The sequence below is a fragment of the Nocardia sichangensis genome, assembly GCF_047200615.1.
Classification (GTDB): domain Bacteria; phylum Actinomycetota; class Actinomycetes; order Mycobacteriales; family Mycobacteriaceae; genus Nocardia; species Nocardia sichangensis.
On the sequence record NZ_JBJZOK010000002.1, the window covers coordinates 383,706 to 406,848 of the forward strand.

The 23,143-nt window shown below is 70.2% G+C and carries 21 protein-coding genes; 10 read left to right on the top strand and 11 right to left on the bottom strand.

What is annotated here, in order from left to right:
- Positions 1 to 9 precede the first annotated feature (9 nt).
- Together ACL03I_RS04360 and ACL03I_RS04365 are read left to right on the top strand one after the other, a co-directional pair.
- Positions 10 to 708, top strand: coding sequence for a sensor domain-containing protein (locus ACL03I_RS04360; protein ID WP_355070329.1), 699 nt, complete (start codon positions 10 to 12; stop codon positions 706 to 708).
- A gap of 436 nt (positions 709 to 1,144) precedes the next feature.
- On the top strand, positions 1,145 to 2,224 hold the full coding sequence (locus ACL03I_RS04365; protein WP_412805175.1) for a DUF4192 domain-containing protein: 1,080 nt from the start codon (positions 1,145 to 1,147) through the stop codon (positions 2,222 to 2,224).
- A 185-nt stretch (positions 2,225 to 2,409) separates the two neighbouring features.
- Here the strand turns inward: ACL03I_RS04365 and galE are convergent, their stop codons facing one another.
- Positions 2,410 to 3,390, bottom strand: coding sequence for a UDP-glucose 4-epimerase GalE (gene galE / locus ACL03I_RS04370; RefSeq protein WP_355070332.1), 981 nt, complete (start codon positions 3,388 to 3,390; stop codon positions 2,410 to 2,412).
- 3 nt (positions 3,391 to 3,393) lie between these two features.
- A complete protein-coding gene (locus tag ACL03I_RS04375) occupies positions 3,394 to 4,080 on the bottom strand; it encodes a metal-dependent transcriptional regulator (RefSeq protein WP_355070334.1) in 687 nt (228 codons plus the stop codon).
- 209 nt (positions 4,081 to 4,289) lie between these two features.
- On the opposite strand from ACL03I_RS04375, the gene ACL03I_RS04380 reads away from it, so the two are divergent.
- From ACL03I_RS04380 to ACL03I_RS04390, 3 genes are all read left to right on the top strand, one after another.
- Positions 4,290 to 5,561, top strand: coding sequence for an acetoin utilization protein AcuC (locus tag ACL03I_RS04380; protein WP_412805176.1), 1,272 nt, complete (start codon positions 4,290 to 4,292; stop codon positions 5,559 to 5,561).
- Positions 5,554 to 8,226: a bifunctional acetate--CoA ligase family protein/GNAT family N-acetyltransferase gene (locus ACL03I_RS04385; RefSeq protein ID WP_412805177.1), complete on the top strand. Its 2,673-nt coding sequence runs from the start codon at positions 5,554 to 5,556 to the stop codon at positions 8,224 to 8,226. The genes ACL03I_RS04380 and ACL03I_RS04385 overlap by 8 nt, the downstream gene beginning before the upstream one ends.
- A gap of 170 nt (positions 8,227 to 8,396) precedes the next feature.
- Entirely contained in the window at positions 8,397 to 8,699 is a 303-nt protein-coding gene (locus ACL03I_RS04390; protein WP_356961560.1) for a DUF4333 domain-containing protein, read from the top strand.
- A gap of 164 nt (positions 8,700 to 8,863) precedes the next feature.
- Here ACL03I_RS04390 and ACL03I_RS04395 read toward each other — a convergent pair whose 3' ends face one another.
- The 3 genes from ACL03I_RS04395 to ACL03I_RS04405 all read right to left on the bottom strand — a co-directional run bounded on the left by ACL03I_RS04395 (position 8,864) and on the right by ACL03I_RS04405 (position 12,383).
- A complete protein-coding gene (locus ACL03I_RS04395) occupies positions 8,864 to 9,832 on the bottom strand; it encodes a sigma-70 family RNA polymerase sigma factor (protein WP_355070340.1) in 969 nt (322 codons plus the stop codon).
- Positions 9,833 to 10,026: 194 nt separating this feature from the next.
- On the bottom strand, positions 10,027 to 11,544 hold the full coding sequence (locus ACL03I_RS04400; protein ID WP_412805178.1) for a DUF7782 domain-containing protein: 1,518 nt from the start codon (positions 11,542 to 11,544) through the stop codon (positions 10,027 to 10,029).
- 95 nt (positions 11,545 to 11,639) lie between these two features.
- Positions 11,640 to 12,383 carry a VOC family protein gene (locus tag ACL03I_RS04405; protein ID WP_355070344.1) on the bottom strand — a complete coding sequence of 248 codons (744 nt, stop codon included), beginning with the start codon at positions 12,381 to 12,383 and terminating at the stop codon, positions 11,640 to 11,642.
- A gap of 190 nt (positions 12,384 to 12,573) precedes the next feature.
- Between ACL03I_RS04405 and ACL03I_RS04410 the strand changes: the two genes are divergently transcribed.
- Positions 12,574 to 13,869 carry an MFS transporter gene (locus ACL03I_RS04410; protein ID WP_355070346.1) on the top strand — a complete coding sequence of 432 codons (1,296 nt, stop codon included), beginning with the start codon at positions 12,574 to 12,576 and terminating at the stop codon, positions 13,867 to 13,869.
- Positions 13,870 to 13,888: 19 nt separating this feature from the next.
- Here the strand turns inward: ACL03I_RS04410 and ACL03I_RS04415 are convergent, their stop codons facing one another.
- Positions 13,889 to 14,242, bottom strand: a complete 354-nt coding sequence (locus ACL03I_RS04415) for a DUF3099 domain-containing protein (RefSeq protein ID WP_355071024.1) — start codon at positions 14,240 to 14,242, stop codon at positions 13,889 to 13,891.
- A gap of 294 nt (positions 14,243 to 14,536) precedes the next feature.
- Here ACL03I_RS04415 and ACL03I_RS04420 point away from each other — a divergent pair, with 294 nt between their 5' ends.
- A complete protein-coding gene (locus ACL03I_RS04420; RefSeq protein ID WP_039799212.1) occupies positions 14,537 to 14,773 on the top strand; it encodes a DUF3039 domain-containing protein in 237 nt (78 codons plus the stop codon).
- Between the two features lie 9 nt (positions 14,774 to 14,782).
- Here the strand turns inward: ACL03I_RS04420 and ACL03I_RS04425 are convergent, their stop codons facing one another.
- Positions 14,783 to 15,925, bottom strand: a complete 1,143-nt coding sequence (locus ACL03I_RS04425) for a YihY/virulence factor BrkB family protein (RefSeq protein ID WP_397275980.1) — start codon at positions 15,923 to 15,925, stop codon at positions 14,783 to 14,785.
- Between the two features lie 192 nt (positions 15,926 to 16,117).
- On the opposite strand from ACL03I_RS04425, the gene ACL03I_RS04430 reads away from it, so the two are divergent.
- Entirely contained in the window at positions 16,118 to 17,872 is a 1,755-nt protein-coding gene (locus ACL03I_RS04430) for a DEAD/DEAH box helicase (RefSeq protein WP_397276055.1), read from the top strand.
- Positions 17,873 to 17,878: 6 nt separating this feature from the next.
- Here the strand turns inward: ACL03I_RS04430 and ACL03I_RS04435 are convergent, their stop codons facing one another.
- On the bottom strand, positions 17,879 to 18,481 hold the full coding sequence (locus ACL03I_RS04435) for a TetR/AcrR family transcriptional regulator (RefSeq protein WP_379251176.1): 603 nt from the start codon (positions 18,479 to 18,481) through the stop codon (positions 17,879 to 17,881).
- Between the two features lie 105 nt (positions 18,482 to 18,586).
- Between ACL03I_RS04435 and ACL03I_RS04440 the strand changes: the two genes are divergently transcribed.
- Positions 18,587 to 19,327, top strand: a complete 741-nt coding sequence (locus tag ACL03I_RS04440) for an SDR family NAD(P)-dependent oxidoreductase (protein ID WP_412805179.1) — start codon at positions 18,587 to 18,589, stop codon at positions 19,325 to 19,327.
- 274 nt (positions 19,328 to 19,601) lie between these two features.
- Here ACL03I_RS04440 and ACL03I_RS04445 read toward each other — a convergent pair whose 3' ends face one another.
- Positions 19,602 to 20,156 carry a hypothetical protein gene (locus tag ACL03I_RS04445; RefSeq protein WP_412805180.1) on the bottom strand — a complete coding sequence of 185 codons (555 nt, stop codon included), beginning with the start codon at positions 20,154 to 20,156 and terminating at the stop codon, positions 19,602 to 19,604.
- Positions 20,156 to 21,922 carry a DEAD/DEAH box helicase gene (locus ACL03I_RS04450; protein ID WP_412805181.1) on the bottom strand — a complete coding sequence of 589 codons (1,767 nt, stop codon included), beginning with the start codon at positions 21,920 to 21,922 and terminating at the stop codon, positions 20,156 to 20,158. Before ACL03I_RS04450 ends, ACL03I_RS04445 begins: the two co-directional genes overlap by 1 nt.
- A 157-nt stretch (positions 21,923 to 22,079) precedes the next feature.
- On the opposite strand from ACL03I_RS04450, the gene ACL03I_RS04455 reads away from it, so the two are divergent.
- On the top strand, positions 22,080 to 22,787 hold the full coding sequence (locus ACL03I_RS04455; RefSeq protein WP_364426097.1) for a TetR/AcrR family transcriptional regulator: 708 nt from the start codon (positions 22,080 to 22,082) through the stop codon (positions 22,785 to 22,787).
- 104 nt (positions 22,788 to 22,891) lie between these two features.
- Here the strand turns inward: ACL03I_RS04455 and ACL03I_RS04460 are convergent, their stop codons facing one another.
- Entirely contained in the window at positions 22,892 to 23,086 is a 195-nt protein-coding gene (locus ACL03I_RS04460; protein ID WP_036538000.1) for a DUF7455 domain-containing protein, read from the bottom strand.
- Between the last annotated feature and the right edge of the window lie 57 nt (positions 23,087 to 23,143).

The window sequence follows — 23,143 nt, forward strand, 5'->3', positions numbered from 1 at the left end:
GATGTGACCGTGGCGGATTCGAGGCGCATGCGGCTGGGCCGGGTGGCACCCGTCGTCTGCGCGGTGCTGCTCGCAGGATGCGGGTCGACGGTACCGGGGCGCCCGGTCTCGTCGGCGCCGACCGCGGTGACCCGGCACGTCAGCGCGGAACTGCCGACATTGCTACCGGATCCGAGCCAGTTTCCACCGCCGTACGCGGCGGTGGTGCTGCCCCAGGACGCCGTGGCTCAGGCGGCGGGCGACCTGGACGGCATGGGCCGCGGTGCGAACGTCCAGCCCAGCCGATGCGTGCCGCCGAATCAGGACTTCGGGCCCGATCGCACCGCGATGGCGGTCGGCACGGACGACGCGACCCGCGCGACGCTGACCGTCGAATTGACCCGCAGCGGCGAGCCGCTGGCCGCCCTGCGCGCCCGGCTGGAGCAGTGCGGATCGGTGCGGGTCAACCGAGCGGGCGCCGCTACCACCGTGACGTCCGAGTTGGACTCGCCGCCGCCCATCGACGCCGACGACACCCTCTCGCTGCGCAGGACGGTTCGGCCGGAGTCGGGAGGCGCCCGGCTGACCCAAACGATGCGCACGCACGTCGCGCAAGTGGGGGACGTGCGAATCTCGGTGACCTACATGTCGTTCGCCGAGGGCGAACCGGATACCCCCGCGCTGGATGCGCTGTTCGCCACGGCGGTGCGCAAAGTGCGCGAGAGGTAGCGCGGGCGGCACGGTAGCAGGCGCCTCCGACACGAATCGCGATACCGCCGTCGTGTCGGTCGAGTCGTGCACAGCGCGAAGCGGATTCCCCAGGGCGGCGGAATCGCCAGGTCGGCGTCGAAGACCGGAGTCCACCGAGCCGCATGGTCGAAGCATGACCACTTCCGCGAACCCGTTCCGAGCCCCCGAACCGGTCGATGCCGGACATGCAGGCATGGACGACGAATCGCGGCCGGATTCCGGCCGCAACCATCCATCGAGGTGCGGCGCTCGCTCCGACACCGACCCACGCGCCGTTCCCGCAGCGATCGCCGCGCCGCACTCGCATTCGCGCGCGACGGAGGACGGAACAGACGCGAGGACTCCCGGTGGTCGATCTCGGCACGCTCGATGCGGCGAAGATCCTCCGCAGTTCCATGGTGCTCCGGAACATGTTGTGTGCGTAGATGATCCGGCGGAGTTGATTGCCGCGGTGCCCGCGATGCTCGGATTCACCCCGGAACGGTCGGTGGTCGTGCTCGTCCTGCGGCACGGGACGCCCGGCGGTGCGACGGTCGACGCGGTGGTGCGCTTCAATCTGGATTCGCCCGGTGGCCGCCGCGTGCGGGGTGCGACGCTGGCGGCCGCGGTCGCGCGGATCTGCGCGCACGACCAGGCGGCCGAGGTCATGGCCGTCGTCGTCGACGAACGCGCCGTGGAGCCGAGCGCCGACCGGTCGAGATGCGCGGCCGGACGATTCGACGCGCTGGTCGGCTCGCTCGGCAGGCGGCTGGCAGCGTGTGACATCTCGCTGGCCGGGGTCTGGGCGGTGCCTGCGATCGCCGCCGGGCAGCAGTGGTGGACCTTGACGGGACCACGGCGGCGCGGAGTGCTCCGTGATCCTGCGGCCTCTCTGGTGACGCTGACCCACGTGCTGGAAGGCAGGCCGATCCGCGGTTCGCGTTCCGAACTCACCGGTCTGGTCGCGCCCGATCCGCTCGCATGTGCCGAGATGGCGGCGCACCTGCCGGACGCGCTCGCGCGTGCGGGCGAACGCTACGCCCGGGCCGCGCGTCGCGGCGATCCGATCGGATACAGCAGGCAAGCGCTGGACTATGTGCTGTGGCAGATCGCCAACACCGCCTCGGGCGCGGCGCTGATGGCGCCCGAACTCGCGAAGATCACCGCGGCCCTGCGCGATCGGGCGGTGCGGGACACGATGTTCGCACTGGCCGTTGGCGACCACGCCGCCGCGGCGGAGGCGGTGTGGATCGCGCTGACCCGCGCGCTGACCGGCGCGGATCGTGCCGAGGCCGCCGCGCTGCTCGGCTACAGCGCCTACGTCCGTGGTGACGGACCACTGGCGGGCATCGCGCTGGAAGCCGCGCTGGAGGCGGATCCGGGGCATCCGATGGCGATGCTGCTCGACACCTCGCTGCGCCTGGGCATGCGCCCGGAACAGTTGCGTCGCCTCGCGCGCAGCGGCTACCGGACCGCCGCTGGTCTCGGTGTCGACCTGGGGGAACCGGCGCCGTGAAGCCGGATATGCGGATCGGTGACAACGAGTTCGCGATGCTGCCCGCGCCGGATCACCGTGACGATTCGGCGGAACACCGTGCTTCGTCCGGGCAGGTGTCGTCGCGGCGAAATCGGCTCCGGGGCCGTTGCGTCGGCGCCGCGGCCCGAGTCGGTGCGGGGTCGACTCGGACCGCAGGTTGCGGATTATCGCGCGCTGTGCGCGCGGGAGCCGAGCGATCGGAGGAAAGCCCAAGCGTCAGTGACGATTTCGTCGAGATCGTTGTGCTCGGGACGCCAGCCCAGCTCGGTGATGGCGCGTTCGCTGGACGCGATGAGCGTCGCCGGGTCGCCGGGACGACGGGGCGCGTCTTGCGCGGCGATCGGCAGGCCGGTGACGCGCTCGCAGGCCGAGATCACCTCGCGAACGGAGAATCCGGTGCCACTGCCGAGGTTGTAGATCCGGTGGGTGCCCGGCTCGGCGGTCGTCAAGGCCAGCAGATGGGCCTGAGCGAGGTCGCGGATGTGGATGTAGTCGCGGACCGCGGTCCCGTCGGGGGTGGGCCAATCGGTGCCGAAGACCGAGATCGCCTTGCGGTGCCCGGCCGCGACTTGCAGGACCAGCGGGATGAGATGCGTTTCCACCACTCGGTTCTCGCCCAGTCCGCCATAGGCGCCTGCGACGTTGAAGTACCGCAGGCTGGTCGCCGCCAGCCCGTGCGCGATCGCGTAGGAGGTGATGGCATGGTCGATGGCCAGCTTCGACGAGCCGTACGGATTGGTCGGGCGGGTCGGGGCATCCTCGGTGATCGGCACCTGCTCCGGTTCCCCGTAGACCGCGGCGGTGGAGGAGAAGACCAGCCGCGGCGTTTCCGTGCGCCGCATCGCCTCCAGCAGCTCGAACGTCTTCACGACGTTGCCGTGCCAGTACTTCTCCGGCTGCTGCACCGACTCGCCGACCAGCGACTGGGCCGCGAAATGCAGAACAGCGTCGAAGGGTTCGGCGGCCAGCAGCTCCGGCGCGGCGACCGCCACGTCACCCTGGACGAACCGGGCGGCGGAGGGCACGCCCTCGGCATTGCCGGTGGACAGATCATCGACCACGATCACCTCGTGGCCGGCTTCCAACAGAACTTGGGCGCAGACGCCGCCGACGTAGCCCGCGCCACCCGTGACGAGAAGTCTCACGTGTCAGGCCAGCTTCACCTGGACGGCGTGCGCCATCTCGTCGGGCAGTTCGAAGCCGTCGTGGCCGGGCACGGTGATGATCACCGAACCCTGCCTCGTCTCCACCGTGACGCGGGCGTCGGGCACCACGCCCGCCTCCCGCAGCCGGCCGATGACTTCGGGGTCGGTCTGGATGTGCTCGGCGAGCCTGCGCACGACGACGGCGTGCTGCTGGCCGTTCGGCAGATCCGACAGGCGAAGCAGCGTCTCGTCGGCGGCGGCGGGCGGAATGATGCCCAGTTCGTCCAGGCCGGGAATGGGGTTGCCGTACGGGGAGGTGGTGGGGTGGTTGAGCACCTCGACCAAACGGCGCTCGACGTCCTCGCTCATCACGTGCTCCCAGCGACAGGCCTCCGCGTGCACGTTCTGCCAGTCCAGGCCGATGATGTCGACCAGCAGCCGTTCGGCCAGCCGGTGCTTGCGCATGACCGCGACGGCCATGCTGCGCCCCTTCTCGGTCAGTTCCAGATGACGGTCGCCGGCGACCAGCAGCAAACCGTCACGTTCCATGCGCGCGACAGTCTGGCTCACGGTGGGACCACTCTGTTCGAGGCGCTCGGCGATCCGGGCGCGCAGGGGCACCACGCCCTCCTCCTCGAGGTCGTAGATGGTACGGAGATACATCTCCGTGGTGTCGACCAGATCCTTCACCTGTTACCCCTTCGTCGGCACGAATTCTACCCACGCACGACGGCACCCCCGTGTGCCGGATCGTGTCGCTCCACGCTGCGCACGACATCTCCGGCGGCATTGCGGGAACGTGATCGGCGCACGGCAGGCGGCCGTGAGCATACTTTCTTGTATTTGTACTGCATAGGAACGTTTCGCGGGGTTCCTTGCTTCCCGCTAGCGTTGCGATCATGGCCACTGCACCGCGCGGCGAACCTCGGGCGCCGATTTCGCCCGGAACGAGCCGCCCCGCAACCGTCGTCTGGACCGAGCGGTTCCTGGATTACCGCTGGACTCCGGAGCACCCGATGCAGCCCGCGCGCCTGAAGTTCACCATGGCGCTGGCGGAGAGTCTCGGCTTGCTCGATGGCGTCGAAGTGCTCGAGCCCGCTGCCGCTGAACGCCCCGATCTGCTGCGCGTCCACACGCCCGACTACCTGGACGCGGTCGAACGCGCCGTGCCGCCGGTGGGTTCGCCTGCCGCTCCACCCTTCGGTCTCGGTTCCCCGGACAATCCGGTATTTCCGCGAATGCACCAGGCGGCGTCCACGATCGTCGGCGGCACGCTGGCCGCGGCCAGGGAGATCGCGGAGGGCCGCACCAACCGGGCGGTGAGCATCGGCGGCGGCATGCACCACGCGATGGCCGATTCGGCGGCGGGGTTCTGCGTGTACAACGACGCGGCGGTGGCCATTTCCTGGCTGCTGGACCACGGTTTCGACCGGATCGCCTACATCGACGTGGATGTGCACCACGGCGACGGCGTGCAACGGGCCTTCTACGCCGACCCCCGGGTACTGACCATCTCGCTGCACCAGCATCCGGCCACCCTGTGGCCCAACACCGGTTGGCCGGAGGAGATCGGCGTTGGCGCGGCGGAGGGCACGTCGATCAACCTGCCGTTGCTGCCGGGCACCCGGGACGCTCAGTGGCTGCGAGGGTTTCATGCCGTGGTCCCGGGCGCGGTGGAGGCATTCCGTCCGCAGATCGTGGTCAGCCAGTGCGGGGTGGACAGCCATCGGGAAGATCCGCTGGCCGACCTGGAACTCACCGTCGACGGACAGCGCGCGGCCTTCCGCGCCATGCGCGAACTCGCCGACCGCTATGCCGAAGGACGCTGGCTGGCCGTTGGTGGTGGCGGATACGGGTTGGTCCGGGTGGTGCCGCGGGCCTGGACCCACTTGCTGGCCACCGCGTTGGATCGCACCATCGATCCCGCGACAGCGATCCCGCAGGACTGGATCGACCTGGTCGGCGCGGCGGTGCCGCGGGCGGACCCGCCGCGCACCATGGGCGACGGCGGTGACATCGCCTACCGTCCATGGGACGGCCCCGGCGGCACCGGTGAGACCGGTGACGTACGGGTCGATCGCGCCCAACGTGCCGTCGACATGGCCGTGCTGGCCACCCGCCGAGCGACTTTCGGGTTGCTGGGTCTGGACCCGGAGGATCCTCGTGACTGACTTTCCCGACACCGCGGACACTCCCGCCACCCCGCCCCCGCCGCCGCAGCACTGGTTCGCCGACGTGCTCGCCTCCGACGGTGGCGTCGTACGACTGCGCCCGATCACTCCCGCCGACGCCGAGCGGCTGCAGGAGTTCCACGGCGCGCTGTCGGACCGCACCAGGTATCTGCGATATTTCGGCCCGTACCCCAGGATCTCGCCGAAGGATTTGTATCGCACCACGCATGTCGACTATCACGACCGGGTCGGCCTGGTGCTGGAACTCGGCGAGGCGATCGTCGCGGTGGGCCGCTACGAGTTGCTGGAGCGGGACGGGCCGCGGGCGGCGGAGGTCGCGTTCGTGGTCGCCGACGGCCATCAAGGGCGCGGGCTCGGCTCGATCCTGCTGGAGCATCTGGCCGGCGCCGCCGCCGAGAACAAGATCGAGACCTTCGTCGCCGAGGTGCTCGCGGAGAACACCGCCATGGTGACGGTCTTTCGCGACGCGGGCTACCAGGTCGAGCGCAGCCGGGACGGGTCGGTCCTGCATCTCGAGTTCGCCATCGACCCCACCGAAGCATTGCTGTCGGTGCGTGATTCGCGCGAACGCGCATCCGAAGCGCGCAGCGTGGGCAATTTGCTCACGCCGCGATCGGTGGCGGTGATCGGCGCTACCCCCGCGACCGGGCGGGTGGGCGGGGCGGTGCTGGCGAATCTGCTGTCGGGTCTGTTCCAGGGGCCGGTGTTCCCGGTGAACCCGAACCGCAAGTCGGTGCGCGGGGTACGGGCGTACGCGACGGTCAGGGAGATTCCCGACGAGGTCGATCTCGCCGTGGTCGCGGTGCCGCCCGCGGCGATCGGGTCGGTGCTCGACGACTGCATGGCCAAGGGGGTCAAAGGCCTCGTCGTGCTGACCGCTGGTTTCGGTGAGACCGGCGCCGGGGGGTCGGCGGCCGAACGCGAACTGGTGGCGGCCGCTCGTGGGCACGGCATGCGCGTGGTCGGGCCCAGCGCGCTCGGCATCGCGAATACCGATCCGGCGGTCGCCATGAACGCGACCCTCGCCCCGGTGTTGCCCGGTCGCGGGCGTATCGGCTTCTTCTGCCAGTCCGGGCCCTTGGGCGCGGCCATCCTCGGGGAGGCGGCAGCCCGCAATCTCGGTTTGTCGACGTTCGTGTCGGCCGGTAACCGTGCCGACGTCTCCGGCAACGACCTGCTGCAGTACTGGGACAGCGACTCGGACACCGATGTGGTGCTGCTGTACCTGGAAAGCTTCGGTAATCCGCGCAAGTTCTCCCGGATCGCGCGCCGGGTGGCCCGGACCAAGCCGATCGTCGCGGTGAGCAGCGGCCGCTCGGTCGCTCAGCCCGCGGGGGACATGGACCGGTCGATCGTGCGGGATCTGTTCGCCCAGGCCGGAATCGTCCAGGTCGACTCGATCTCCGAACTGTTCGACTGCGCCGCTCTGCTGGGCTATCAGCCGTTGCCGCGCGGCTCGCGGCTGGCGGTCGTCGGCAACAGCGCGGCGCTCAACTGGCTGGCCGTCGACGCGGCGCAGGGGGAGGGCCTCGAGGTCGGCGAGCCGGTCAACCTCGGTCCGCAGGCGACGCCGGGCGCGTATCTGGACGCTCTGGTCGCAGCGTTGCGCTCGGACGAGACGGACGCCTTGATCGTCGTTTTCGCACCTCCGGTGCCGCTGCCGACCGCCGGTTTCGCCGACGCGATCCGAGCGGCGGCGGCCGCGGCGCCCGAGGCGAAGAAGCCGATTCTCACCACGTTCGTCGCCGAGCAAGGGATTCCGAACCTGCTCGCGGTGCGTGGTCCCGGCGCCACGGCGGCGCACGGCTCGATCCCGTCGTATCCGGATCCGGAACGTGCGGCTCGAGCGCTGGCCAGGGTGCGGCGATACGCCGCGTGGCGAACCAGGCCGGTCTCGCCGGTGGTGCGGCCGGAGGGCATCGACACCGACCGCGCGCGTCGATTGGTGGCCGATTGGATGGCCGGTTCGGGCGGTCGGCGGCTCACCGATGTGGAAACGGTGGAACTGCTTGCTTGCTATGGCATCTCGGTCGTCGAGTTCCGCGAGGTGCGCAACGCCGAGGAGGCCGTCGCCGCCGCGGAAGAACTCGGCTACCCGGTAGCGGCCAAGGCGACCGGCGAATTGTGGCGGCGTAGACCGGATCTCACCGGCGTCCGGCTCGATCTGTGGCGTCCCGAAGCGGTGCGACAGGGATACGCGGACTTGGCGGAGTTGTGCGGTGATCCGGTACTGCACATCCAGAAGATGGCCACCAAGGGTGTCGGCTGCATCCTGCGTGTCCAGGACGACCCGTCGTTCGGCTCGGTGATCGAATTCGGCCTGTCCGGTCTGATCATCGAGTTGCTCGGCGACCGCGCCTATCGGGCACTGCCGTTGACCGCCGACGAGGCGACAGCCCTGATCGACGCGCCGCGAGCCGCACCGTTGCTGTCGGGTACGCCGGCGAGTCCCCGCGTGGACAAAGCGGCCCTCGCCGAACTGGCCCAGCGCATTTCGGCGCTGTTCGACGACCTGCCGGAGATGCGGGAACTGTCCTTCGATCCGGTGCTGGCCTCGCCGACATCGGCGGAGATCCTGTACGCACGCGCCCGGATCGGCCCGCAGCCCAGCCGTTTCGATACCGGTCCGCGCCGGTTGGGTTGAGCCTCGGCGGATCCGCCGGGCGAATTCGCTGCGCAGCACGCCCCGCCTATCGCGTGGCACGGCTGAGACATCGGCTCGCACACGTCACACGCGAAATGTCCGATAACGGACGATCGCTTCTGCCGCGATCTGGGGATGTCACGTTCGTCCGTCAGAAAGGCCTGCTCGCCATGAAGATTCGCAGTGTTGCCGTCTTGTCGCTGCTCGCGGCGGCGCTCACCGCGTGTTCCGTCACAATCGGCACCCCGAAGGTGAAGGAGGCCGACTTGGAGAAGTCGGTCAAGGACTCGCTCACCGAGAAGGTCGGGCAGGAACCCGACGCGATCGATTGCCCCGGTGATCTCACTGGCAAAGAAGGGACCACCATGCGTTGCACGCTCACCGCGGCCGGGGACACGCTCGGTGTGACGCTGACGGTGACCTCGGTGGAAGGCGACACCGTGAAATACGACATCGCGGTGGACCAGAGCTGAGCTGACGCGGCGCGGAGAAGGGGATACGACACCGCCGACCGGCCCGCGCGACGCCCGGAGGGGACGGGCACGCGCGCATACCGGTCGGCGCGGGAAGGTGACCCCGGCGGAAGGGCCACCGAGCCGAACGCCGGCGCTGTCTCGGGGCGGCCGGCGCCGGACGATCAGCTGGCGTAGGCGCGGAGCCGGTCGGCCCGCTCACCCTTGCGCAGCTTCGCCATGACTTCACGCTCGATCTGACGCACCCGCTCGCGGGAGAGACCGAAGAGCTTGCCGATCTGGTCCAGCGTGCGCGGCTGGCCGTCGTCCAAGCCGAACCGCAGCCGGATGACCTGCTGTTCGCGCTCGTCCAGGGTGGCGAGCACGCTGCGCACATCGTGGTGCAGCAGACCGGCGATGACCGCGGACTCGGCCGAGGTGGCCTCGGAGTCCTCGATGAAATCGCCCAGCGGGGCCTCTTCGTCGTTGCCGACCGGCATGTCCAGGCTCACCGGGTCGCGGCTGTGGTCGAGCAGATCGGAGATCTTGTCGACCGGGATGCCGGATTCGTTGGCCAGTTCCTCGTCGGTGGCCTCGCGGCCCAGCTGCTGATGCAGTTCGCGCTTGATCCTGGCCAGCTTGTTCACCTGCTCGACGAGGTGGACGGGCAGGCGGATGGTGCGGCTTTGGTCGGCCATGCCGCGAGTGATGGCCTGCCGGATCCACCAGGTGGCGTAGGTGGAGAACTTGAAGCCCTTGGCGTAGTCGAACTTCTCCATGGCGCGGATCAACCCGAGGTTGCCCTCTTGGATCAGGTCGAGCAGCGGCATGCCGCGGCCGGTGTACCGCTTGGCGAGCGAGACAACAAGGCGCAGGTTGGCTTCGAGCAGGTGCGACCGGGCGGCCTGACCGTCGCGCACGATCATCGCCAGATCACGCTTGCGGGACGCCGACAGTCGCTTGCCGGTTTCCAGCAGGTACTGCGCGTAGAGGCCCGCCTCGATGCGCTTGGCCAGCTCGACCTCGTCGGCAGCGGTGAGCAGCGCGGTGCGGCCGATTCCGTTCAGGTACACACGTACCAAGTCGGCGGCAGGGCTCTGAGCGTCGAGGTCCGAATCGCTGGTGCGCACACGAGTGGTGGCGGGGCTTGTCATGACTTGCCTCCTGTCGGTGGTGTCTCACTCCGATAAACGGACCCGACAGGGAGAAAGTTCCCCGTTACGGCTGGCATAAACCGCTCTGAGCAGCGGTTTTCGCCCTTCTCGTCTGAGAAGTTCCTGAGAAGCGCCGCAGCGCGGGGACGATCCCCGGCCAGGACCTGCACCGGCCGGCGCGCGGCTGCCGTTTCTCACACGGGCTTGATCAATCCGTGCCGTACCAGGCCGGTGACCACGGACAACGCGTCGGCGGCGAACTCGGTGCCCACCGCATCGGATCCATGGGCGAGCGCCAGCAGTTCGATCAGGTCGTACAACGGCAGGCCGTCGGCGTGCATTCCCGCCAGCAGTGAGATCGTCGCCTCATCCACTTCGTGCTGCCAGCGCGGGCCGTCGCCGCGATGCAGTCGCGCGACCTCCGGCGCCCATCCCTCGGCGTCGTGCAGATACACCCGCTCCAGCGCCGTCGCCTCGTCCACGACGAAACGTGAAGACCAGGCGAGATTTTCGTCGCCGGCGACGGCCCGCAACCAGGCCGAGCGCTCGAAATACCGGAAGGCCTCCTCGCCGAGCGGATCATCGAAGCCGTGGGTGAGGTCCTCGGCGAGCAATTCGGTCGGCCCATCGATGGCGCGCAGGTAGACGAACCCGAACCCGATGCCCGCCACGTCGGCTGCCTCGAAGGCGTCCAGCCAGCGCTCCGCGCGGGCCTGCGTGGCGGGATCGCGCGGGTCCGCGCCCGCGTCGCGCAACCAGGTGCCCACGTACAGGGCTGGGTCGGCCACGTCACGTTGCACCACCCAGGCGTCCACCCCGTGCGCGGGCAACCAGGAGGAGACGCGCCCGCGCCAGTCCTCGTCGTCGACATGGACCCACGCGGCGAGCATCGCGGCGGTACCGCCGGGCGCCAGCAAGTCGGCGGCCTGCGAGATGACCAACTCGCTCGCGCCGTCCAGTGCGAGGCCGGAATCGCGATAGGTGTGCTCGACACGCCCCGGGCCCACCACGAACGGGGGATTGGCCACGACCTGGTCGAACCGCCTGCCCCGCACCGGGTCGAACCAGGAGCCTTCCACCAGTTCGATGTCCAGCTCGTTGAGCGCGGCGGTGGCCTCGGCCAGCCACAATGCGCGGGGATTGACATCGGTTGCGGTCACGCGCCGCGCGTAGGAGGCGGCGTGCACCGCCTGCACGCCGCACCCGGTGCCGAGGTCGAGCACCGTGCCGACCGGCCGGGTGGGTGTGGCGCGCAGCAGCGAGAGGGAGGCGTGGCCGACGCCGAGGACGTGATCCTCGGTCAGTGTGCGCCTGCGCATCGAGTCGTCGAGGTCGGAAAGCACCCACCGAGTGCCCGCGCCCGTGTCGAGCGGCCGCAGGTCGAGCGCCGCACGCACCTCGTCGCCCTCGCGCTCCAGCAGGCCCGCCGCGACCGCGCGATCCATCTCGACCGGCGCCAGCGCCGCGGCCACCTCCCGCTCGGGCAGCGCGTCGCCCAGCAGCAACAGACGGATGAGGGTGCCCAGCTCGCCTGCCGCGCGGGCCGCGCGGCGCACCGGTACCGGCTCCGACCGGCCCAGCGCAGCGTGCGCGTCGCCGAGCACCTCGAGCAGGGTGTCGGCGTCGTAGCCCACCCGGGTGAGCGCGGTCCGCAGATCCGGGCACAGCGCGGCGAGCAGCGATCCGGTGGTCGTCGATCGGTTCGTAGGCACACCGGTACTCTGCCACCGCGACCACCGGGCGCGGATCAGGTGCCCGCTGTGTTCCGCGGCACCGCGCTGCCACCTCGGGCCGCCGCCGGAGTCGGTCAGACCCCGCTGGGGTCGCGTCCGGTGACGCAGTACAACGCGTCGCCGGGATCGCTCAGGACTATCCAGTGTTCGTGACGTTCCACCACGGTCGCACCGAGTGACTCGTGCCACGCGGCGGTGGCGTCGATGTCGGTGGCCGCCAGATCGACGTGCGCGCTGGTGGGGCGGTTCTCGCCGAGGCGCTGCAACAGCAGCTGCGCGGGCAGCTGCCGTTCCTCGGAGCGCAACCGGGCGAACTCCGGCCGTCTGCCCGGTTGATGGGTCCAGCCGGTCAGCAGCGTCCAGAAGCGGGTCTCGACCTCGTGATCGTCGGGGCCGATGTCGAGGCACACCTGGTCCAGGCGCGACAGCGCGCCGTCCGGAGCCCGGACGGCGGGCGCGGGCGTGCTGGTGGCGCGGCCGCTGGGAGTCAGGCAGAACGTCTGGCCGCCGGGGGATCGCAGGACGGCGTAGCCGGGATGGTTGGCGACCAGCTCGGCCCCGAGGCCGAGCGCGGTGCGCACGGCGGAGGGGATGTCGTCGACGTCCAGGTCGAGGTGGACGCCGCCGAGGCCGGTCACCGCTTGCATCTTGACGCTCGCCGCGGCGAACAGCGCCGGGTCCGGCAACAGGGTGAGGAACTCGTCGTTCGCGCCGCGCCGAGGGGAGAGCTCGGTGCCGGTGACCGTGGACCAGAACTTCGCGCAGTCGTCGAAACGCTGCGCCGGGCGGTCCAGGAAGACCCAGATCCACCGAATCATGTGCACTCCTGTCTTGTCGCCCGCAACAAACCGTGGCCGGTGATCGTGGTGCGCGAGGCCTCATGCGACCCTAGGGACGCGTGCCCGCCTTGTCGAGAAAATACCGGCGCCGCCACATTTGGCAGGAATTCAATGTTATGTGGCATTTCAGCCACTCGTTGCGTGAGCATGGTTCGGGCAGGCTCATCGGGTGACCGAACTGCAGACGCCGACTCCCGTTTCCCTGGCTACCGCGCCGCGCCGGCGCTTGCACCCGGCTTGGCCGGTCGCAGGCGTGGGCTTCATCGCCCTGCTGGGCGCGGCCGCGTTCCGTTCCGTGCCCAGCGTGCTGATGGACCCGTTGCACGAGGAGTTCGGCTGGTCGCACGGCACCATCGGGACGGCCGTTTCGCTGAATCTGCTGCTATACGGCCTGATCTCGCCGTTCGCCGCCGCGCTGATGGATCGCTTCGGCATCCGCAGGGTGGTCGCCTGCGCGCTGCTGCTGGTCGCCGCGGGCAGCGGGTTGACGGTCTTCATGTCCCGGCCGTGGCACCTCGTGCTGACCTGGGGCCTGCTGGTCGGTGTCGGCGTCGGGTCGATGTCCATGCCGTTCGTCGCCACGATCACCGGCCGGTGGTTCGTGCGGCAGCGCGGTCTGGTCACCGGCGTGCTCACCGCCGCGGGCGCGACCGGACAGTTGGTCTTCCTGCCGTTGGTGTCGGCGCTGGCGCACGCCCACGGCTGGCGGCTGCCGTCGCTGATCGTCGCGGGCGCGGCGCTGGCCGTGGCGCCGTTGGTGGTGCTGTTCATCCGGGACTATCCGAGCGATCTCGGCGTGCGAGCCTACGGCGCCGAGCCGGACAGCACGGCGGGCCTGCGCGTACCCGCCGCGGGCGGCGCGTCGCGCGCGCTCACGGTGCTCGGGACGATCGCGCGGCGTCCCGGGTTCTGGCTGCTCGCAGGCGGTTTCGCGGTGTGCGGCGCGTCCACCAACGGGCTGGTCGGCACCCATTTCGTCAGTGCCGCGCACGATCACGGCATGCCGCCGACCGCCGCGGCGAGCCTGCTGGCCGTCGTCGGCGTCTTCGACGTGGCGGGCACCATCGCCTCGGGCTGGCTGACCGACCGGATCGATCCGCGCTACCTGCTGATCGGCTACTACACGCTGCGCGGTCTGTCGTTGCTGATCCTGCCCGCGCTGCTGGGTCCGGACACGCAGCCGAGCCTGTGGGTGTTCATCGTCTTCTACGGCCTGGACTGGGTGGCCACGGTGCCGCCGACCGTCGTGCTGTGCCGCGAACTGTTCGGCGCCGACGGCCCCGTCGCGTTCGGCTGGGTGTTCGCCTCGCACCAGATCGGCTCGGCGGTGGCGGCCACCGGCGCGGGCGTGATCCGTGACCTGCAAGGCAGCTACGACCTCGCCTGGTACCTGGCGGGCGCTCTGTGCGGCGCCGCCGCCGTGATGTCGGCCGTCGTCCGCAGGCCTCCGGCAGCGGCGCGGTGAGCCGGTCTTCCCAGCGGACTCAGCCGTCGATGGCGTTGTGCGGACGCGACTCGATGGCCGTGCGCGGACGGTCCCACCTGCTGGGCTCGTCTTTGCGGCGTGGCGGGCGATCGTTGGCGATCAGCACCGCGATCCAGGGCAGCGGAATCGACGCGACGATGATCAGGATGGACAGCAGCGGGTTGCCGAACGCGCTGTAGGCGATCGCGGCGAGGACCAGGCACGGGATGCGGAACGCCATGATGATCGTGTACCTGCGCACCCGGGCCCGGTGCTGATCGTCCAGCGAGGGCGCCGCCTCGGTGATCAACGCGGGGTGCTTGTCGTCGGTGCCTGGGAAGTATCCGGAGGAACGGCGGGGCTGCGTCGGCATCGTCACGTCGGGGTGCTCTTCGCGGTCGCGGCCGTCGGCGGATGGGGAATCGCCGTTCTGCTGCATACCCCGAGTCTTCCACTCGTGGTCCTTCCGCGCACACACCGAGGTGGGGTCGGGCTTGCTCGGCGGTGGCCGATGATGCGATACCGAGGTGGGGTCGGGTTTGGTCGGCGGTGGCCGGTGATGCGATACCGAGGTGGGGTCGGGTCTGCTCGGCGGTGGCCGGTGCTGCGACACCGAGGTGAGACCGTGGTCAGCGGGGCTGTCGCGCGATGCGGCATCATGGAGTGCGTGAGCACCGACACCATGGTTCGCCCGGATACGACGACCGACGAGACGACGGGCGACGACACCCCGAAGTTCTTCCACTACGTGAAGAAGGACAAGATCGCCGAGAGCGCCGTGCTGGGCACCCACGTGGTCGCGCTGTGCGGAGAGGTCTTCCCGGTGACCCGCTCGCCCAAGCCGGGCTCTCCGGTGTGCCCGGAGTGCAAGAAGGTCTACGACGGCCTACGCAAGGGCGACTGAGGCGACGATCTACTCGCCGGACGAGGACCGCGCCGCGCGCAGATCGAGCACGGCGCGCAGGTCGTCGGAGCCCGCGTCGTCCGGACCCGCCGCGGCCTCGTCGGGATCCGTCGTGTCCGCGTCGGTTCCGCTCTCGCCGCGCACCTGATTGGCGATCCACTCCTTGACCTGCTCCATGCGCGTCGCGCGGGCGGGCCAGAACTCCTGCACCGCCGCGTTGAACTCCGCGCCCAGGATCACCGCGAAGCCCAGGAAGAACGTGAACAGCAGGAACGCGATCGGCGTCGCCAGCGCGCCGTAGGTGACGCCGGTGCGGCTGACCCACGACAGGTAGCGGCGCAGCACTTCGCTGGCCGCCATGAAGAACACGCCAGCCACCAGCGCCCCGCCGAAGAGCCGGTGCCAGGGCAACGAGGTGTGCAGTGCCAGCTTGTAGAGGGTGGTGAGCCCGACGATCAGCAGCAGGCCGACGCCCGGGTAATAGAAGAAGTCCAGCAGTTGCAGTCCGGTGGCCCGCCACGCGGTGGGCAGCACCCGCCCGATCAGCGTCGGCCCCAGCGCCACCAGCGGCAGGATGAACACCGACGCCGCCAGGAACAGCAGGTACAGCAACAGCGCGAAGATGCGCTGCCACACCGGGTGCCGCGCGTCCTGCTGGTCGTGGGCCTCCACGATCGAGTCGACGAAGGTCGCCATCGCCGACGATCCGGCCCACAGCGACAGCACGAAGCCCACCGACACCACCGCTCCGCGCCCGCGCCCGAGGACATCCTGCACCGTGGGCTCGATGAGATCGGACACCACGTTGGCGCTGAACAGCTCCCGGCTGAACGCGATGATCTTGGACTCGACGATCTGCACCGTGTCCGGGCCGAACCATCCGCCGACGTAACCGAGGCTGCCGAGCAGGCCGAGCAACAGCGGCGCCAGCGAGAGCGTCTGCCAGAACGCGGCCGCGGCCGATTTGGCGAAGATGGAATCCGTCCACGCCTTCGCCGCCACCCGCAGGATCAGCGCGGCGGCCCGTCTGCTCAACACCGCTGTGCGCGCGCTCGCGCGGTCGGCCCAAGTGGGAGGGCGCACAGCGGCGGCGCGGGTCGACGGTGTGTCGGTCCGCGGCGGATCCCCCGGAATGGCGTGCTGCTCGGTCATCGTGCTTACAGCATCGCGCACTTCGGCGATCCGCATCGGAGTGTGCGCGCGACGTGTCGGTGGGCATCGGGTGAACTCCCAGCGTCCTGGCTGGTGGCCGTGTGATGCCCGTCGCGCCCGCCGCGTCGGTTTGGCGACACGCCGTGCCGGGCCGCTAGGGTCGTCTGCGTGACTGGGTCGGGTGGCGCCGCTGTGGCGGGTGAGGCAGAGACGCCGGGCGATTCGAAAGTGATCGGCCCCGCCGTCAGCGGCGGTTCCCTCCGCGCCTGGCAGCGACGTGCGCTGACGAAGTACCTGGCCACCAAACCACGGGACTTCCTTGCCGTGGCCACCCCGGGCGCGGGCAAGACCACCTTCGCGCTGCGCGTGGCCGCCGAACTGCTGGCCGACCGCACTGTGGACCAGATCACCGTGGTGGCGCCCACCGAACATCTGAAGCACCAGTGGGCACAGTCGGCGGCGCGCTCCGGGATCGCGCTGGACTCGCGGTTCTCCAACTCCACCGGTGGCACCTCGGGTGACTATCACGGTGTCGTGGTCACGTACGCGCAGGTCGCCGCGCATCCCTCGCGCCACCGCGTGCGCACCGAGAATCGCAGGACGCTGGTCGTTCTCGACGAGATCCATCACGCGGGAGACGCCAAGAGCTGGGGTGACGCGACCGCTGAGGCGTTCGGCGACGCGACTCGCCGCCTCGCCCTGACCGGTACCCCGTTCCGCAGCGACGACAGCCAGATCCCTTTCGTCGTCTACGAACCCGACGAGTCCGGTTTCCCGAAGTCCCGCGCCGACCACACCTACGGCTACGCCGAGGCGCTCGCCGACGGCGTGGTGCGGCCGGTGGTCTTCCTGGCCTACTCCGGCGAAGCGCACTGGCGCGACAGCGCGGGCGAGGAGTATTCCGCCCGCCTCGGCGAGCCGCTGAACGCCGAGCAGACCGCCCGTGCCTGGCGGACCGCGCTCGACCCGGCCGGCGACTGGATCTCCGCCGTGCTGCGCGCCGCCGACATCCGGCTGCGCCAGAAGCGCGCCTCCGGCATGCCCGACGCGGGCGGTCTGGTGATCGCCACCGACCAGGACCGTGCCCGCGACTACGCTGAACTGCTGGAACACATCTCGGGTGAGAAGCCGGCGCTGGTGCTGTCCGACGACCCGGCCTCCTCCAACCGCATCGCCGAATTCAGCAACAGCACCCAGCCCTGGATGGTCGCGGTCCGCATGGTGTCCGAGGGCGTCGACGTGCCGCGCCTCGCCGTCGGGGTGTACGCGACCAGCGCCTCCACCCCGTTGTATTTCGCGCAGGCGATCGGGCGTTTCGTGCGTGCCCGTAAGTCCGGCGAGACCGCGACGGTGTTCCTGCCCTCGGTGCCGGTGCTGCTGGATCTGGCCGCGCAACTGGAGTTGCAGCGCGACCACGTCATCGGCAAGCCGCACCGGGAGAAGAACGGCTTGGACGACGACTTGCTGATCGAGGCGAACAAGCAGCAGGACGAACCGGGCGAGCAGGAGAAGTCCTTCGTCGCGCTGGCCGCCGACGCCGAGCTCGACCAGGTGATCTACGACGGATCCTCCTTCGGTACCGCGACTTTCGCCGGAAGCGACGAGGAAGCCGACTACCTCGGGATTCCGGGCCTGCTGGACGCCGAGCAGATGCGCGCGCTGTTGCGTGAGCGGCAGGCCAGGCAGGTCGCGGATCGGAGCCTGTCCGCGCCCGTCCCCGATCCCGGTCCACAGGTGGCGGGCGCCGCGGAGCGGGTCGCCACCGCCGATCGGCTCGGCGAGCTGCGGCGCGAACTCAACAGCCTGGTGGCGATGCATCACCATCGCACCGGGAAGCCGCACGGCGTGATCCACGGCGAGCTGCGCCGCGAGTGCGGCGGGCCGCCGACCGCGCTGGCCACCGCCGAACAACTCGGTGAGCGCATCGCGGCGCTGCGCCGGAAGTAGCCCGCGTCAGTCGGCCGGGGCGGGCCAGGCGGCCATGGCGCAGTCGATGGACGCGGTGAGTTCCGGCAGCGCCGCGCCGTCCCGTGCCTGGATGGACAACCCGTAGAGGACCGTCGTGTAGAAAGCGGCGAGCGCCGCGCTGTCGGTACCGGGCGGCAGATCGCCCTCGGCGACGCCGCGCTCGAGTCGTCGCCGGATGTCTTCGGTCGTCGCGCGGCGCTTGTCGATCAGGAAATCGCGGATGCCGGTGTTTCTCGTGGTGTAGGTGGAGCCCGCGAGCACGACCATGCACCCGTGCGGCTTGTTCTCCTCGGTGTAGGCCATCGCGTTGTCCCGCAGCATCGCCTCGATGGCCGCCCGCGCGGTGGGTTCCTCGCGCAGCGCACGGGCGGTGTAGCCGCCGTCGGTGTGCCCGTAGAGGTCGACGGCCGCGCGGAACAGCGCCTCCTTGCCGCCGAACGCGGCGTACAGGCTGGGTGAGTTGATCCCCATCGCGGCGGTGAGGTCGTTCATCGACGCGCCCTCGTAGCCGTGTTCCCAGAACACCTCCATGGCGCGGCGCAAGGCCTCGGCGCGATCGAAGGCGCGTGGTCGTCCCCGTTCAGCCATGCCGAACCTTTCTGTGTCGATCGTTAAATATACCCCTTGACACCGCGGCGGCGGATGCGCTTGGCTATTTATGTATTGATCGACACAAAAATAGAAGGAGTACCGATGCCGGAGCTGACGGGCAAGGTCGCACTGGTCACCGGGGGTAGCCGGGGGATAGGGGCGGCGATCGTGCGCCGCCTCGCCGCGGCGGGCGCGGACGTGGCGCTGACCTACCAGCACGCCGAGGGGCAGGCGAAGACGGTGGTCGGCGAAGTCGAGGCGCTCGGGCGGCGAGCCGTCGCCATCCAGGCCGACAGCGCCGACGCCACCGCCGTGCGCACGGCGGTGGACCGCGCGGCGTCCGAACTCGGCGGGCTGGACATCCTGGTCAACAACGCGGGGATCTTCCCGGCGAAGCCGTTCGAGGAGTTCACCGTCGCGGAGATCGACAACGCGCTCGGTGTGCACGCGCGCGCCGCGTTCGTCGGCGCGCAGGCCGCGGTCCCGCACATGACCGACGGCGGGCGGATCATCAGCATCGGGACCAACCTGACCGATCACGCGCCGTTCGACGGGGTGACGCTCTACAACCTCAGCAAGTCCGCCCTCAACGGCTTCACCAAGGCGCTGGCGCGCGAACTGGGCCCGCGCGCGATCACGGTGAACCTCGTCCAGCCCGGCTCCACCGACACCGACATGAATCCGGGCGACGGAGCGCATGCGGGCAGGCAGCGCGACCTGACCGCGCTCGGGCGCTTCGGCGCCGCCGACGATGTGGCGGCGACGGTGGCCTTCCTGGCCGGGCCGTCCGGTCGCAGCGTGACCGGTGCGTTCCTCACCGTGGACAGCGGTACCAACGCCTGATCAACCCGGCGAAATGCCGCCGCTGCGGGACCACGACCGCCCGCTGGAACGCCGCGACGTACGTGCTCGGCGTCGCAGGACCGATCGGCTCGCGACCCGCGCGAGCGGCATGCCCGTGGCAGAGCAGCGGCAATGATGCGGCCGGGATCCGCGTACGCCACCCGTCAACGAAGCGAACTATCGAGATCGCCTCCGGCGCAGTAATTCCCCGCTTCCGGGGCCAGACGGCGGGGGTGCGATCGGTGGCCGGGATACTCCGAGATGGTTCGGCAGTTCAGCGCGGCGTCGTGGTGAAGAATCGCCGAGAGTCCAGTGCACTGATCGGCGTCCACCGCGTCGCCGGTGCGGACTCGTCCGAGTCCTGCGGCGCGGCGGCGAAATAACCAAGGATCGCCAAGCCCAGTCGCGGATCCTCGTCGACTCGCCGCGCCATCTCGTAGAAGACGGCCAGAAGGTGCACGCATCGTGTCTTGCGCGCGGCGCACGAGCAGTCGGTACCCGCGAGGACGGGTGCGAGGGAAATCCCGGCCGCGCTGATGGCGCGGTGCACATCGTCGGTCGGTACGGGCGGGTCCGGCACGAATCCGGCGATCGCGGTAACGGCGGTCCGGGACATGGGGGCCACCTCCACCTGCGTCACCGACGCCTGACCGCCCCGGTGGATGGTGGCCCGCACGACCTGTCCTTCGACGGTGGCCCGCACGCCGTTGTTGCGCGCGATGCTGCGCGCGCGGGGCAGCAGTGGGTCCGGCCGGGTCTGGCGCAGCGGCTCGGCCAGCCGGACCCAGTCCATGCCCCATGCGGTGTAGCCGAACTCGTTGTCCGCCATCAGTTCTCCCTCTTGCGGCGCAGTATCTCGATCAGCTGGGCGTCGTCCAGTGCGGCCAGCGCCGCGATACCCGCAGTGTCGCCGAGGTCGCGCAGCGCCGCCTTGCGGTCGTGCATGCCCGCGATGTGCTCCTCCACGGTGGTGGTGGAGGTGAGCGTGGTGACGGTGACCGTACGGGTCTGGCCGATCCGGTGCACCCGGTCGGAGGCCTGCGCCTCCACCGCCGGGTTCCACCAGCGATCGAAGTGGACGACGTCGGCGGCGCGGGTCAGCGTGAGCCCGGTGCCCGCCGCGCGCAGGCTGAGCACCAGCACCGGTGGCCCGTCCTCGGCCTGGAACCGGGTGACGATCTCGGCGCGCTCGGCCTGTGAGAGGCCGCCGTGGAAGAACGGCGCATCCACGCCGAACTGCTCGGCGAGATGCCGTACCAGCAGGTCACCGGTCTGCCGGTACTGCGTGAAAATCAGCGTCGGACTGCCGGTTTCGAGATTGGCGGCGACGATGTCGGTGCACAGGTCGAGCTTCCCGGACCGGCCGGCGAGCTCGTCGAGTTCGCCGGTGATCAGGCCGGGATGGTTGCACACCTGCTTCAGGGCGGTCAGCGCCGCGAGCACGCGGCCGTGGCGCTCGATGCCCGCGCCGAATCCGTCGTCCACGGCCTCGTCGAGCAGTTGGTCGTACAGCTGTTCCTGTTCGGCGGTGAGGTCGCAGAGCAGGTCGCTGTGGATCTTCGCGGGCAGGGCGGCGGCGACCTGACGCTTCGTGCGGGCCAGCACCACCGGTTCGATGGTGTCGCGCAACCGTGCCGCGGCGGCGGCCGAACCCTCGTGGATGGGCCGCACGAAGCGCCGCCGGAACTGCGTCCGGTGCCCGAACAATCGGGGTGCCACCAGGTGCAGCAGTGCCCACAACTCATCGAGATGGTTCTCCACCGGCGTGCCGGTCAGTGCGACCGTGGCGGCCGCGTCGATCGCGCGCGCCGCCTTCGCGACCTGGGTGCGGGGATTCTTCAGCGCCTGCGCCTCGTCGAAGACGGCCGTCGCCCACCTCCGCTGCGCCAGCAGCTGCCCATGTAACCGCAGCGTCGGGTAACCGGCGACCACGATCGTCGTGGCGTCGGGATCGACGGCGCCGCCTCGCCACACGACCACGCGCAACCCGGGCGCGAACCGGCCGATCTCGTGCGCCCAGTTGCCGACCAGCGAGGTCGGGCACACCACCAACTGCGGACCGGCCTCGGCCCGGTCGAGCAGGAAGCCGATGGTCTGCACGGTCTTGCCCAGCCCCATCTCGTCGGCGAGCACCGCGCCGCCGTGCGCGGCCACCGTTTCGCGCAGCCAGCCGACCCCGCGGGCCTGGTAGGGGCGCAGCCGGGCTTTCAGGGTGGCCCGCAGATCCGCCGTGACCGCCTCGGTGTCGCGCAGGACGGCCAATGCTCGTCGCGCGGAGACGATTGCCGTGCGGGACGCGTCCGGCACGGCGTGCGCGGCGATGGGCAGGGCATCGGCGTCCGGGCCGGGCGGCTCACCGGCGGGGTCGGCGAGCGCGGAACGCACCACCTGTTGCCAGACCAGGACCGACTCACCCGGGTGCTCCAGGCTCGAGTCCGCGAACGTCTCGGGATCCACCAAGGCGGCATCGACGTCGATGACCTCGAGGGCTCCGTCCACGCCGATCGGGACGGCCAGCGCGAGGGTCTCGCGGTCACCTGGACCGGTCGGGGCCGGACCGGTGGCGTGTCCGAGCCAGGTCCAGAGCGCGAACATGTGCCGATCCGGTAGATAAGTGGCGTGTGTGCTGGGCAGAGCGCACCCCTTGAATCAACGTATGGTGTACGGAGTAACCTGACAACGGACACCGTACCGGATCGGTTCCGAGGAGCCAGTGAGCGAAGACGTCACATCCGACGAGGCCAGGCGGCTGATGAGCTTGCTGTGGCGGCACGAACTACCGTCGCGTCCGGCGGGGCGCGGTCCGAAGCAGGCGGTCAGCGTGGACGCGGTGGTCGCCGCGGCGGTCGCGCTCGCCGACCGGCAGGGCTATGACAAGGTCTCCATCCGCACGGTCGCCGCCGAACTGGGGCTGCGGCCGATGAGCCTCTACACGTACGTACCGAGCAAAGACGCACTGACGGTGCTCATGGTCGACGCGGTGGCCGAGGAAGACGCACCGGTTCCCGCCGATCTGCCGCCGCGTGAGCGCCTCGCCGCGGTGGCCCGCCAGGTGCGCGCGGAACTCCTCGCGCACCCCTGGCTGCTCGAGGTGTCGCCGTGGCGGCTCGTGCTCGGGCCGGGACGGATGCGTCGCTACGAGCGGCAGCTCGCCGCGATCGACGGGCTCGGCCTTCCGGACGTGGCGATGGACCGGGCCATCGCCGTGCTGTCGGAGTTCGCCACCGGAAACGCGCGCATGGCGGTGGCCGCAGCCCGCGAGACCGCGCGAATGAGCGACGCGCAGTGGTGGGAAGTGCACGGTCCGCTGCTGAGCGAGGTCATGCCGCCGAGCCGGTTCCCGCTCGCCGCACGTGTCGGGGCGGCGGTGGGTGAGCTGTACCAGGCGCCGGCCGACCCGGACGGCGCGTTCGAATACGGCCTGGCCAGGCTGCTGGACGGCATCCTCGGCGCGGACTGAGCGCCGCCGGACACACCGACAGCGGGCGACCGGTGGGTCGCCCGCTGCCGGTGGAAACGGTGTTCTGTTGTTCGATGCTGTTGTGTCAGGACGCGAGGAGCAGGTCAGAGCGCGGGAGCGGACTCCGTGTCGATCACGGCGTCCAGCTCACGCAGCCGATCCATGTGTTCGTTCGCGTGGTGCTGGCAGAAGAGCAACTCTCCACCTGCGGGCAGTACGGCGCGCACACGGGCCGCCGCCCCGCAGCGGTCGCAACGATCGACCGCGGTCAGTGGGGTGCTTGTCAGGGTTCCTGGCATGACTCCTCCGTCCTGGCTCCCGGTCCCGACGACCGTTCACCTGGTGTGGGGCCCGTG